This window comes from Salmonella enterica subsp. enterica serovar Typhimurium str. LT2 (assembly GCF_000006945.2).
GTDB lineage: Bacteria > Pseudomonadota > Gammaproteobacteria > Enterobacterales > Enterobacteriaceae > Salmonella > Salmonella enterica.
In genome coordinates this window covers 1,647,674-1,660,604 of sequence record NC_003197.2, presented here as the reverse complement: position 1 = coordinate 1,660,604, position 12,931 = coordinate 1,647,674, and the positions used below count along the sequence as shown (strand labels likewise).

10 protein-coding genes and 9 other annotated features are annotated in these 12,931 nt (G+C 51.9%); of the genes, 4 read left to right on the top strand and 6 right to left on the bottom strand.

Annotated features, from left to right (window positions below):
* Positions 1–15: 15 nt before the first annotated feature.
* Together narU and STM1575 are read right to left on the bottom strand one after the other, a co-directional pair.
* The gene (gene narU / locus STM1576) for an MFS superfamily nitrate extrusion protein (RefSeq protein NP_460535.1) occupies positions 16–1,414 on the bottom strand. Within the gene, positions 16–1,404 belong to an annotated coding region; the region does not span the whole gene.
* Positions 1,409–1,414, bottom strand: a ribosome-binding site (putative RBS for narU; RegulonDB:STMS1H001779). (Overlaps the previous gene by 6 nt.)
* A gap of 204 nt (positions 1,415–1,618) precedes the next feature.
* Positions 1,619–2,203, bottom strand: a protein-coding gene (locus tag STM1575) for a putative transcriptional regulator, TetR family (protein ID NP_460534.1). Within the gene, positions 1,619–2,197 belong to an annotated coding region; the region does not span the whole gene.
* Positions 2,198–2,203, bottom strand: a ribosome-binding site (putative RBS for STM1575; RegulonDB:STMS1H001778). Its footprint overlaps the gene before it by 6 nt.
* 106 nt (positions 2,204–2,309) lie before the next feature.
* Positions 2,310–2,315: a ribosome-binding site (putative RBS for smvA; RegulonDB:STMS1H001777), on the top strand.
* On the opposite strand from STM1575, the gene smvA reads away from it, so the two are divergent.
* Positions 2,310–3,802, top strand: a protein-coding gene (smvA, locus tag STM1574) for a methyl viologen resistance protein (protein ID NP_460533.1). Within the gene, positions 2,315–3,802 belong to an annotated coding region; the region does not span the whole gene. (Overlaps the previous feature by 6 nt.)
* Before the next feature lie 24 nt (positions 3,803–3,826).
* Here smvA and STM1573 read toward each other — a convergent pair.
* From STM1573 to yddG, 3 genes are all read right to left on the bottom strand, one after another.
* Positions 3,827–4,207 (bottom strand): putative cytoplasmic protein, encoded by a 381-nt coding sequence (locus STM1573; RefSeq protein NP_460532.3) that lies wholly within the window; start codon positions 4,205–4,207, stop codon positions 3,827–3,829.
* Between the two features lie 143 nt (positions 4,208–4,350).
* Positions 4,351–5,452 (bottom strand): new outer membrane protein gene (gene nmpC / locus STM1572; protein NP_460531.1). Within the gene, positions 4,351–5,439 belong to an annotated coding region; the region does not span the whole gene.
* Positions 5,447–5,452, bottom strand: a ribosome-binding site (putative RBS for nmpC; RegulonDB:STMS1H001776). (Overlaps the previous gene by 6 nt.)
* A 511-nt stretch (positions 5,453–5,963) precedes the next feature.
* Positions 5,964–6,798 (bottom strand): putative permease gene (gene yddG / locus STM1571; RefSeq protein ID NP_460530.3). Within the gene, positions 5,964–6,788 belong to an annotated coding region; the region does not span the whole gene.
* Positions 6,793–6,798: a ribosome-binding site (putative RBS for yddG; RegulonDB:STMS1H001775), on the bottom strand. (Overlaps the previous gene by 6 nt.)
* Positions 6,799–7,115: 317 nt before the next feature.
* Positions 7,116–7,121 (top strand) — a ribosome-binding site (putative RBS for fdnG; RegulonDB:STMS1H001774).
* Here yddG and fdnG point away from each other — a divergent pair.
* The 3 genes from fdnG to fdnI all read left to right on the top strand — a co-directional run bounded on the left by fdnG (position 7,116) and on the right by fdnI (position 11,717).
* The gene (gene fdnG / locus STM1570; RefSeq protein ID NP_460529.1) for a putative molybdopterin oxidoreductases occupies positions 7,116–10,170 on the top strand. Within the gene, positions 7,123–10,170 belong to an annotated coding region; the region does not span the whole gene. Its footprint overlaps the feature before it by 6 nt.
* 2 nt (positions 10,171–10,172) lie before the next feature.
* Positions 10,173–10,178 (top strand) — a ribosome-binding site (putative RBS for fdnH; RegulonDB:STMS1H001773).
* Positions 10,173–11,068 (top strand): formate dehydrogenase-N, Fe-S beta subunit gene (fdnH, locus tag STM1569; RefSeq protein NP_460528.1). Within the gene, positions 10,184–11,068 belong to an annotated coding region; the region does not span the whole gene. It overlaps the preceding feature by 6 nt.
* Positions 11,048–11,053: a ribosome-binding site (putative RBS for fdnI; RegulonDB:STMS1H001772), on the top strand. (Overlaps the previous gene by 6 nt.)
* Positions 11,048–11,717, top strand: a protein-coding gene (gene fdnI, locus STM1568) for a formate dehydrogenase-N, cytochrome B556(Fdn) gamma subunit (protein NP_460527.1). Within the gene, positions 11,061–11,717 belong to an annotated coding region; the region does not span the whole gene. Before fdnH ends, fdnI begins: the two co-directional genes overlap by 21 nt.
* A gap of 90 nt (positions 11,718–11,807) precedes the next feature.
* Here the strand turns inward: fdnI and adhP are convergent.
* The gene (gene adhP / locus STM1567; protein NP_460526.1) for an alcohol dehydrogenase occupies positions 11,808–12,830 on the bottom strand. Within the gene, positions 11,808–12,818 belong to an annotated coding region; the region does not span the whole gene.
* Positions 12,825–12,830: a ribosome-binding site (putative RBS for adhP; RegulonDB:STMS1H001771), on the bottom strand. Its footprint overlaps the gene before it by 6 nt.
* Positions 12,831–12,931: the final 101 nt, after the last annotated feature.

The window sequence follows — 12,931 nt, the reverse complement described above, 5'->3', positions numbered from 1 at the left end:
CAGGTGCGTATGTTGTTATTGTTGTTTAGGCTTACGACGCCCGTAGACCAGCCAGGTCAGCAGGACGCAAGCGAGGTAAAACAGCAAAAAGATTTTCATGGCGCCCACCGGCGAGCCGGTCAAGGCCAAAGAGGTGCCAAACGCTTTTGGAATAAAGAAGCCGCCCACAGCGCCAATAGCGGAGATAAAACCGAGCGCGGCGGCGGTATCCGTCACCGCTTCGCGCTGCGCCTGCTCATCGCTCCCGCCGCGCAGTTTGACGTTGTAGAGCGTGATCTGCCGGAAGATCACCGCAATCATCTGGAAGGTAGAACCGCTGCCGAGACCCGCTGTCAAAAACAGGCCCATAAAAACAAGATAGAACGCGCTAAAGCTGCCTGCGCCGGAGCCTGGCAGCGTGAGGAATAGCAAGGCGGTAAACAGCGCCATAAAGATAAAATTAATGAGCGTTACGCGAACGCCGCCGAATTTATCGGAGATCACGCCGCCTGCCGATCGCGCCAGCGCGCCGATAAAGGGGCCAAAGAACGCCAGTTGCAGAATGTTTACGTCGGGAAATTGCGTTTTGGCGAGCATGGCGAAACCTGCGGAAAAGCCGATGAATGACCCGAATGTCGCCAGGTACAGCAGGCTAAGCAGCCACAGGTGCAGACGTTTTAGCACCGGCAATTGCGAGGCGACAGACGCTTTTGAACTGCCGATATCGTTCATACCAAACCAGGCGGCAAGCGTCGCGACAGCCAGTAACGGCACCCAGATCCAGGCGGCGTTAGTGAGGGCGAGCAGGGAGCCATCAGGTTGCGGCACGCCCTGGACGCCTAAAAAAGTAAATATCGGCAGAAAAATAACCAGCGGCGCAATCAACTGCATCACACTGACGCCAAGATTTCCCAGTCCGCCGTTAATACCCAACGCGCTACCTTGTCTGGCTTTTGGAAAGAAAAAACTGATGTTGCCCATACTGGACGCGAAGTTTGCCCCCGCAAAACCGCACAACAGAGCGATGAGCATAAATACCCCGAAAGGGGTGGCGGGATTTTGTACGGCGAATCCCAGCCAGGCGCAGGGAATAATCAATATTACGGTGCTTAATACGGTCCATTTACGACCACCAAACAGTGGCACCATAAAGGAGTAGGGAACGCGTAATATTGCGCCGGAAAGAGAAGGTAATGCGGTTAATAAAAAGAGTTGGTCGGTGGTAAAATTAAATCCAATTTTATTGAGGTTGACGGCAACAGCGCTAAACAACATCCAGACGCAAAATGCCAGGAGCAAACAACTTACTGAAATCCATAAGTTTCTTCTGGCGATGCCTTTCCCTTTATTCTCCCAGAAGGCTGGATTTTCGGGTCGCCAGTCACTCAAGAGATAACGGTTATAATTCTCGTTTTGTCGTGTCATTTTACCCCTCACATGCGCATATCATTTGAAGAAAAACACAAAAAAGAGACAGAGCGTCACGCGCTCTTTTGAGAACTTATTGAAGTTTTTTTAGAATATTGAGTGAAAGAATAGATAAAAAACCAGGCCAGCGCGGCGCGATGAGGAGATATGATGTTTCTTAATTGTTACTATTTGTAAATTAAAAGCGATTTTTATTAAATTATTTGTAACTTTACGCAAAGAGTTCAAGCGTAATCATACGATCCAGATGGAATTTAAACGCGGGATCGGCCATTTCCGGAATCCCCAGTACATACATACCGTCCAGCCCGCACACCAGTGCGATAAGCCGCCAGGCGATATCCGTGGCGTTAGCAGTAAACGTAAATTCTCCTGCCTGTTTGCCCTGCTCGATAATTGTGACCGTTTCCTCATGCCACATCTGCATCGTGAGGAGATAAGCATCTCTGATGTGCGGATCCCGGTCGGCCAGAATTTGCGCCTCTCGCCACAATTTTATGTAAGGCTCAAAGCCGCCGTCTTCGCTACCCAACATAGCGTGAAGCCGTGCACGCCAGGTGGCGGGCGGCGGAACTTGCCCGGCATCAAGCAGGGTGCGGATCAAATGGACAAAGGCCAGCGCTTTGAGCTCGCCCGCCGAGCTGAAGTGGTGATGCACCTGGCCGGCGGCGACATCGGCTTCTGATGCGATTCGTCGCACCGTCATGGCGGCAAACCCCTCTGCCAGCGCCACGCGCATCGCCGCTTGCAGGATCACTTCGCGGCGTTCATCCCGGTTAAGGTAACTCATATTTTCCCCACATTAGCCAATGCGCGCAGTGTAACAAAAAGCTGGACATTCGTTCAACTTACCGTAGGATCCTGAAGCTGGACAAGCGTCCAAATTTGAGTTTTTGAAGGGAGAGTTATGTTTCGTCAGTGGTTAACGTTAGTCATTATTGTGCTGGTCTATATTCCTGTCGCCATTGATGCCACGGTCTTGCATGTCGCCGCGCCGACACTGAGTATGACACTGGGGGCCAGCGGCAACGAGCTGCTGTGGATCATTGATATTTATTCTTTGGTCATGGCTGGCATGGTGTTGCCGATGGGCGCACTTGGCGATCGTATCGGTTTTAAACGCCTGCTGATGCTGGGCGGGACGCTCTTTGGCCTGGCGTCATTGGCGGCAGCGTTTTCGCATACCGCCAGTTGGCTTATCGCCACCAGGGTATTACTGGCTATTGGCGCGGCGATGATTGTACCGGCGACGCTGGCCGGAATACGCGCTACCTTTTGTGAAGAGAAGCATCGCAACATGGCGCTGGGCGTCTGGGCAGCGGTAGGTTCGGGCGGAGCGGCGTTTGGGCCGCTCATCGGCGGCATATTATTAGAGCATTTTTACTGGGGATCGGTTTTCCTGATCAACGTGCCGATTGTGCTGGTCGTCATGGGCTTAACCGCCCGCTATGTTCCTCGCCAGGCGGGCCGTCGCGATCAACCGCTCAATCTTGGCCATGCGGTGATGCTGATTATTGCCATTTTGCTGTTGGTCTATAGCGCTAAAACCGCGCTGAAAGGGCATCTGTCGCTGTGGGTTATCTCGTTTACCCTGCTTACCGGCGCGCTGCTCCTGGGACTCTTTATCCGCACACAGCTTGCGACATCGCGTCCGATGATTGATATGCGACTATTTACCCATCGCATTATCCTGAGCGGCGTCGTGATGGCGATGACCGCGATGATCACTCTGGTGGGTTTTGAGCTGCTGATGGCGCAAGAGCTGCAGTTTGTTCACGGGCTATCGCCTTATGAGGCCGGGGTATTTATGCTGCCGGTAATGGTCGCCAGTGGATTCAGCGGGCCGATTGCGGGCGTGCTGGTCTCGCGTCTGGGACTACGGCTGGTCGCGACGGGCGGCATGGCGTTAAGCGCGCTGAGTTTTTATGGCCTGGCGATGACGGATTTCAGCACCCAACAATGGCAGGCCTGGGGGCTGATGGCGCTGCTGGGATTTAGCGCCGCCAGCGCATTGCTGGCTTCCACGTCGGCAATTATGGCCGCTGCGCCGGCAGAAAAAGCGGCGGCGGCCGGCGCGATAGAAACGATGGCTTATGAACTGGGCGCGGGACTGGGCATTGCCATTTTCGGTCTGTTGTTAAGCCGTAGCTTCTCCGCGTCTATCCGTCTGCCTGCCGGGCTTGAGGCGCAAGAGATTGCCAGAGCGTCATCTTCAATGGGAGAAGCCGTGCAGTTGGCGAATAGCCTACCGCCCACGCAGGGGCAGGCAATACTGGACGCCGCCAGACATGCCTTTATCTGGTCGCATAGCGTGGCGTTAAGCAGCGCCGGGAGTATGCTTCTTTTGCTGGCGGTAGGGATGTGGTTCAGCCTGGCAAAAGCCCAACGCCGATAACATAACGCCTGGTGAGATAAGCGCTTAATGCGCTAGCTGGCAGGGGGAGTCCATTTCCTCAACCTCTTTACCGCTGAGGCGTGCGTATTGCCCCGTCAGTCGCCAGAAGGCAGGTTGGGTCTCGGTATAAATTTCCGCAGCCAGAATCAGCCGACGGCGATCAACTTCGTTCAGTTCCAGTAAGGTCCAGGGAATAAAATAGCGATCGGTATCGGTAAGCCGAAACCACAGCGGACACCCGCAGCCGGAACAGAAGTAGCGTTCGCCGCGCGAAGAGGATGAAAAGTATGGCGGTTCCGGGGAAAGGGGGGCTAGCTGTGGTTGCCCGCAGGCTTCCAGATACATGGCTATTCCACCCGACCATTTTTGACACAGCGTACAATGGCAGGCATAGACATCCAGCATTTCGACGTCAACGGTAAAATGGCTCTGTCCGCAAAGACAACGACCAGTGAACGTCTGCACGGCATACTCCTTATGACCGAGTCTACATCAAGAGAAAAAGCCAGCCCTGAAAGGACTGGCTTTGTATTCAGACTACAACAAAATTAGAACTGGTAGTTCAGACCAACAGCAACGATGTTGTCGGTAGACACTTTAGCCGCTTTGGTGAAGTCGCTGTCGTCCAGCAGGTTGATTTTGTAATCAACGAAGGTGGACATGTTTTTGTTGAAGTAGTAGGTTGCGCCAACATCGATGTACTCAACCAGATCCTGGTCGCCGTAAGTACCCAGGTTTTTACCTTTGGATTTCAGGTAAGCGATGGACGGACGCAGACCGAAGTCGAACTGATACTGAGCAACCGCTTCGAAGTTCTGGGTTTTATTCGCGATAAACGCATCACCCGCTGCATCTTCACCGAAGGTGGTCATGTTCAGCGTTTCGGAGTAGGTGGTCGCCAGGTAGATGTTGTTCGCATCATATTTCAGACCAGCAGCCCAGACTTCAGCGTTTTTACCCGCAGCATTCAGGTTGCTCGCTGCTTTCACCTGGTTGTTAGTACGGTCAGACTTCGCATAGGCCGCACCTACGCCAAAACCTTCGTACTCATACGTTGCGGACAGACCGAAACCGTCGCCGTTAGACTCGTACGCGCCGTCACGGTCGTTTTTGCCCTGGTACTGCGCGGCAAAGTTCAGACCTTCAACCAGGCCAAAGAAGTCAGTGTTACGGTAGGTGGCAACACCAGTAGTACGGCCAGTCATGAAGACGTCAGTCTGAGTCCAGGTATCGCCACCAAACTCTGGCAGAACGTCGGTCCATGCGCCGATGTCGTAAGCAACGCCGTAGTTACGACCGTAGTCGAAAGAACCGTAGTCAGCGAATTTCAGACCAGCAAACGCCAGACGGGTTTTGTCTTTGTCAGCGCCCTGGCTTTCAGTACGGTTGCCTTTGAATTCATATTCCCACTGGCCAAAACCGGTTAACTGATCGTTGATCTGCGTTTCGCCTTTAAAGCCCAGACGCGCGTAAGTTTTGTCACCATCACTTCCGTTATCATCAGAGAAATAATGCTGAGCGTGAACTTTACCGTACAGATCCAGTTTATTGCCGTCTTTGTTATATACCTCGGCTGCATTTACAACGCCTGCTGCCAACAGGGAAGTCACTGCCACTGCCACTAACTTAAGTTTCATTTTAATAATCCTTATAATTTTCTTAGCGTGTTTCCTCAACCATTGTTAAACGAGGCGTTTGTCAATGGCAGACTATTTTTAAATGACGGAGTGGCATAAGTTCAATAATAAGTTTCATAAGATTACAAATTATTTTAATTTGTGTGATCGAGATCTCCTTAATACATTTGAGAGTATTAATTCAAATAGGGACTGTCTAATAAGATATATTTTCGGAGGGGACTATTGGGCTGTTTATGGTTTTATTTTTGGTAGTAACCACTGATTATTATATGCACTAATAACAGTTGCAAGCTAACGTTAATTATATATTTGTTAATATAATTACATCATTACATTAACATATTTAACGATTTTATAAAATTCATTTTTACCAGCGCAATCCTGGTATGGCGCAGGAGGAGCACGTGAAAATGGAAAATCGTTAAATACGCACAGGCAATAGATAAAAGCGTAGTTGTGTTATGAAGAGTGTCAAGGTACAGCGGGTCGATTTAATATCAATATCGGCCCGCCCGTCGCTATTAGCGCCGCCGCGTTGCCAGCCAACAAAGTAGCGAACCTACGCAAACCATGACTGCGCCTTGCCAGAAGGAGAATGACAGTGGTGAGCTGAGTAACAGCGCTGCCAGAGCAGAGGACATGACGGGGGTAAAATAAGACCCTACGGCCATGATAGTCACATTGCCATGAAGTATGCCCACATTCCATGCTGCGTAGGCAAACCCCAGCGTTAATGCCGCGGTAAAAAGTTTAGCAATCACCGGTAGGCTAAATATCATGGCAGGTTGCGGCGTAAGAAAATAGTGTAACCACAGCGCCACGGCGGTGAGTAACACAAAGACGGTGATACCGTTAAAACCACGCGCATATTTATTGGTGACCGTGCAGTACGTCGCCCATATAAACGCCCCAAGAAATGCCAGTAAATAACTTAGCGGACTGGTGGCGACATTGCTGATAATTTCTCCGGGATTAAGACCATTCTCGCCCCCCAGAACCCAGCAAACGCCAGTAAGTGCAATAAGCAATCCAGGAACAATAAGCCAGTTAGTTTTTTGCCCATTAAAAAGAATGGCAAACAGAATGGTCAGGCTGGGCCATAAATAGTTAACCATGCCGACTTCGATAGCCTGATGGCGAGTGGCGGCATAACCGAGAGAAAGCGCCAGGCATATTTCATAACTGACAAACAGTACGCTGCCTGCGATGAGGTATCGCCCCGGGAAACGGCGGATATCAGGTAATCCGACGGTAAAAATCAGCAGCAGACCGCTTAATGAATAGATCATGGCTGCGCCGCCTACCGGTCCGAGACCTTCGCTGACGCCGCGAATTAACCCAACCATCGTGCTCCACAGAACGATGGCAACAAGCCCTATTAGCGTTGCTTTTTGTGATGTCATGCTTTGTGACTGTCCTGAATACCGCGCAAAATAAACTGCCACTTATAGCACTTTTTCCGAGGGCGATGCCATGCAGTGTCATTTTTTAGTACCTCCCTGGAGTTATTGCAGTTTAAAAATAGGGCTATTTAATAGCGGAACCGTTTCAATATTGATTTGACGCAAAAAAGTTATCGATTTTGCTGTTAGTTTCCTCGCGAAGTTATACACGCATCCTGGGCTGAGGTTTTGCTGCAGTTCGAAGGAGGCGTGCATCCGTGGAAAAAAGAGGAAAGCAATGGACGTCAGCCGCAGACAATTTTTTAAAATCTGCGCGGGCGGTATGGCGGGAACAACGGTGGCCGCACTGGGTTTTACCCCTAAAATGGCCCTGGCTCAGGCGCGAAACTATAAGCTGTTGCGCGCAAAAGAGATCCGTAACTCCTGCACATACTGTTCCGTAGGTTGCGGGCTATTAATGTATAGCCTGGGAGATGGGGCAAAAAACGCGAAAGAAGCGATTTACCATATTGAAGGCGACCCGGATCATCCGGTAAGCCGTGGCGCGCTGTGCCCGAAAGGGGCCGGTTTGCTGGACTATGTTCACAGTGAAGATCGCCTACGCTATCCGGAATACCGCGCGCCGGGTTCCGACAAGTGGCAGCGCATTAGCTGGGATGACGCTTTCACTCGTATTGCTAAATTAATGAAAGCCGACCGCGACGCCAACTTTATTGAAAAGAATGAGCAGGGCGTCACGGTTAACCGCTGGCTCTCTACCGGAATGCTGTGCGCCTCGGCGGCCAGCAATGAAACGGGTATGCTGACGCAGAAGTTTGCGCGTTCTCTCGGTATGCTGGCGGTAGATAACCAGGCGCGCGTTTGACACGGACCAACGGTAGCAAGTCTTGCTCCAACATTTGGTCGCGGTGCGATGACCAACCACTGGGTGGATATTAAAAACGCCAACGTCGTGATGGTGATGGGCGGCAATGCCGCAGAAGCGCATCCGGTGGGTTTCCGCTGGGCGATGGAAGCGAAAAACAATAACGATGCGACGCTGATTGTCGTTGATCCACGCTTTACGCGTACGGCGTCGGTGGCGGATATCTATGCGCCAATACGTTCCGGTACAGACATTACCTTTCTGTCCGGCGTTTTGCTGTACCTGATCGAAAATAACAAAATCAACGCTGAATACGTTAAGCATTACACCAACGCCAGCCTGCTGGTGCGGGATGATTTTGCCTTTGATGACGGTCTTTTCAGCGGCTATGACGCCCAAAAGCGTCAGTACGATAAATCCTCCTGGAACTACCAGTTTGATGAAAACGGCTATGCCAAACGTGATGAAACGTTGACGCACCCACGCTGTGTGTGGAATCTGCTGAAGCAGCACGTTTCGCGCTACACGCCGGACGTCGTGGAAAACATCTGCGGTACGCCGAAAGCGGATTTCCTGAAGGTGTGTGAGGTGTTGGCCTCTACCAGCGTTCCGGATCGCACTACCACCTTCCTGTATGCGCTGGGCTGGACGCAACATACCGTCGGGGCGCAGAACATCCGTACTATGGCGATGATCCAGTTGCTGCTCGGCAATATGGGGATGGCTGGCGGCGGTGTGAACGCCTTGCGCGGCCACTCTAATATTCAGGGCTTAACGGATTTAGGACTGCTCTCCACCAGCCTGCCGGGTTATCTGACGCTGCCATCGGAAAAACAGGCCGATCTGCAAACTTATCTGGCAGCGAATACCCCCAAAGCGACGCTGGCCGATCAGGTCAACTACTGGGGTAATTATCCTAAGTTCTTCGTCAGCCTGATGAAATCTTTCTATGGCGATGCGGCGCAGCAAGAGAATGACTGGGGCTTTGCCTGGCTGCCTAAGTGGGATCAGTCCTATGACGTGATCAAATATTTCAACATGATGGATAGCGGGAAAGTCACCGGCTATTTCTGTCAGGGCTTTAACCCGGTGGCGTCCTTCCCGGACAAAAACAAAGTGGTGCAAAGCTTAAGCAAACTGAAGTATCTGGTCGTTATCGATCCGCTGGTGACTGAAACGTCAACGTTCTGGCAGAACCACGGCGAATCTAATGATGTCGATCCGACAACGATTCAGACCGAAGTCTTCCGTCTGCCGTCTACCTGTTTTGCGGAAGAGGATGGCTCTATCGCTAACTCCGGTCGCTGGTTACAGTGGCACTGGAAAGGTCAGGACGCGCCGGGCGAAGCGCGTAACGACGGCGAGATTCTGGCCGGTATTTACCATCGTCTGCGTGAAATGTATCGCGCAGAAGGCGGTAAAGGCGCCGAACCACTATTGAAGATGAGCTGGAACTACAAGCAGCCGGATGAACCGCATTCGGAAGAAGTGGCGAAAGAGAACAACGGCTATGCGCTGGAAGATCTCTATGACGCCAACGGTACACTGCTTGCCAGGAAAGGCCAGTTGTTGAGCAGTTTTGCATTACTGCGCGATGACGGTACGACATCCTCCTCCTGCTGGATTTATACCGGTAGCTGGACGGAGCAGGGCAACCAGATGTCCAGACGTGATAACGCCGACCCGTCAGGGCTTGGCAATACTCTGGGTTGGGCGTGGGCATGGCCGCTAAACCGTCGCGTATTGTATAACCGCGCTTCGGCGGATCCGCAGGGTAAACCGTGGGATCCAAAACGGATGCTGATCCAGTGGAACGGCGCGAAGTGGACAGGGAACGATATTCCGGACTTTAACAACGCGGCGCCGGGGAGCGGGACCAATCCATTTATCATGCAGCCGGAAGGGCTGGGACGTCTGTTTGCTATTGATAAAATGGCGGAAGGGCCGTTCCCTGAACACTACGAGCCGATGGAAACGCCGCTGGGCACTAACCCGCTGCACCCGAATGTGGTCTCGAACCCGGCGGCGCGTCTGTATGAAGAAGATGCGCTGCGCATGGGTAAGAAGGAGCAGTTTCCGTACGTGGGCACGACTTACCGCCTCACAGAGCATTTCCATACCTGGACCAAACATGCGCTACTTAACGCTATCGCTCAGCCGGAACAGTTTGTGGAGATCAGTGAGACGCTGGCGGCAGCGAAAGGTATCGCTAACGGCGACTATGTGAAGGTGAGCAGTAAACGCGGGTTTATTCGCGCGGTCGCGGTGGTAACTCGTCGTCTTCGCACCCTGCATGTCAACGGTCAGCAGGTTGAAACGGTGGGGATCCCGATTCACTGGGGCTTTGAGGGTGTCGCGCGCAAAGGCTATATCGCCAATACTCTGACGCCAAATGTCGGTGATGCCAACTCGCAAACGCCGGAATACAAAGCGTTTTTAGTTAACATCGAGAAGGCGTAAGGGAGGCGAACATATGTCTATGGAAACGCAGGACATTATTAAACGGTCCGCAACAAACGCCATCACGCCGCCTCCGCAGGCGCGTGATTACAAAGCCGAAGTCGCGAAACTGATCGACGTCTCCTCCTGTGTCGGCTGTAAAGCCTGCCAGGTAGCCTGTTCTGAATGGAACGATATTCGCGATAACGTTGGTCATTGTGTCGGGGTGTACGATAACCCTGCCGATCTCAGCGCCAAGTCCTGGACGGTGATGCGCTTTACCGAAACCGAGCAGAACGGCAAGCTGGAGTGGCTGATTCGTAAAGATGGTTGTATGCACTGTGAAGATCCAGGCTGTCTTAAAGCCTGTCCATCTGCCGGGGCTATCATCCAGTACGCGAACGGGATTGTTGATTTTCAATCTGAACACTGTATCGGCTGTGGTTACTGTATCGCCGGGTGTCCGTTTAATATTCCGCGCCTCAACAAAGAGGACAACCGCGTTTATAAATGTACGCTCTGCGTCGATCGCGTCAGCGTGGGCCAGGAACCGGCCTGCGTCAAAACTTGTCCGACCGGGGCTATTCACTTCGGCACCAAAAAAGAGATGCTGGAACTGGGTGAGCAACGCGTGGAGAAGTTAAAAGCGCGCGGCTTTGAACATGCCGGTATCTACAACCCGCAGGGCGTCGGCGGTACGCACGTCATGTATGTGCTGCACCATGCCAATCAGCCGGAGTTGTACCACGGCTTGCCGAAAGATCCGCAGATCGATACCTCAATCAATCTGTGGAAAGGGGCGCTAAAACCGCTGGCCGCAGCGGGCTTTATCGCCACTTTCGCCGGTCTGATTTACCACTACATCGGTATTGGCCCGAATAAAGAAACGGACGACGATGAGGAGGATCATCATGAGTAAGTCGAAAATGATTGTGCGCACGAAATTTGTCGACCGCGCCTGTCACTGGACGGTGGTGATCTGCTTCTTCCTGGTAGCGCTGTCGGGGATTTCGTTTTTCTTCCCGACGCTACAATGGTTGACGCAAACTTTCGGCACGCCGCAGATGGGACGTATTTTGCACCCGTTCTTCGGTATTGCCATCTTCATCGCGCTGATGTTTATGTTCGTGCGTTTCGTCCACCACAACATCCCGGATAAAAAAGATATTCCGTGGCTGAAAAATATTGTCGAAGTATTGAAAGGCAATGAGCATAAGGTGGCGGATGTCGGTAAATACAATGCCGGACAGAAGATGATGTTCTGGTCCATTATGAGCATGATTTTTGTGCTGCTGGTGACTGGCGTGATTATCTGGCGTCCGTATTTCGCGCAGTATTTCCCCATGCAGGTGGTGCGTTATAGCCTGTTGATTCATGCGGCGGCGGGCATTATTTTAATGCACGCGATCCTCATCCATATGTATATGGCATTTTGGGTGAAAGGCTCGATTAAAGGCATGATCGAAGGGAAGGTCAGCCGTCGCTGGGCGAAGAAACATCATCCACGCTGGTATCGTGAAATCGAGAAGGCGGAAGCAAAAAAAGAGAGCGAAGAAGGTATTCAGTAATTCTTTCGCAATCTGATAAACAAGGCGCTATCCTGGTAGCGCCTTGTTTTCATCTGCTGTCTGTATACTCAGACGACCACAGCAAATCGTTTAACGACGGAAATCGATGACCATACGGCCACGAATTTGTCCCTGTTCCATCTCTTTAAAAATAACGTTGATATCTTCAAGCGGACGTAAAGCGACTTTTGGCACGACTTTTCCTTCCGCCGCAAACTGGAAGGCTTCGGTCAGATCCTGGCGTGTCCCCACCAACGAACCGACAACCTGAATGCCATCCAGCACCAGGCGAGGGATATCAAGGTTCATGGCTTCTGGCGGCAACCCGACTGCCACCACGCGGCCTCCGGCGCGAACGGCATCTACTGCGGAATTAAACGCCGCCTTAGCGACCGCGGTAACCACCGCTGCGTGCGCGCCACCGGTTTTTTCCTGCACAATTTTAGCCGCATCTTCCGTACGTGAATTAATGGTCAGATCTGCGCCCATTTCCTCGGCCAGTTTCAGTTGTCCATCATTGACATCAATGGCGATCACTTTCGCATTGAAAACGTTTTTCGCGTACTGCAAGGCCAGATTACCCAGACCGCCCAGACCGTAGATGGCAATCCACTGGCCAGGTTTAATATGAGAAATCTTCACCGCTTTATAGGTGGTAACGCCCGCGCAGGTAATACTACTTGCCGCTGCAGAGTCCAGACCTTCCGGTACTTTCACCGCATAATCCGCGACGACAATACACTCTTCGGCCATACCGCCATCTACCGTGTAACCGGCATTTTTCACGTTGCGGCATAAGGTTTCATTGCCCGTATTGCAATACTCACAGTGTCCGCATCCTTCATAAAACCACGCGACACTCGCGCGATCGCCGGGTTTCAGCGAGGTGACACCAGGACCGACTTCCGCCACGACGCCAATGCCTTCGTGTCCCAGAATAACGCCGGTTTTGTCACCGAAATCGCCGTTTTTCACGTGTAGATCGGTATGGCATACGCCGCAGCACTCCATTTTTAGCAAAGCTTCACCGTGGCGAAGGGGACGCAGCGTTTTCTCAGTAACATCAACCTGATGATCTTGTGTGACAACAGCAGCTTTCATAACCTTCTCCTTTTATTAATAGTGAACTGCATAGCAGGTAAGTAATAGCAGGTAAGGCGCTATTACCTCTTTAGGATTAATATTTCTGATGAGTTATGCAAGGCGGCAGAAAT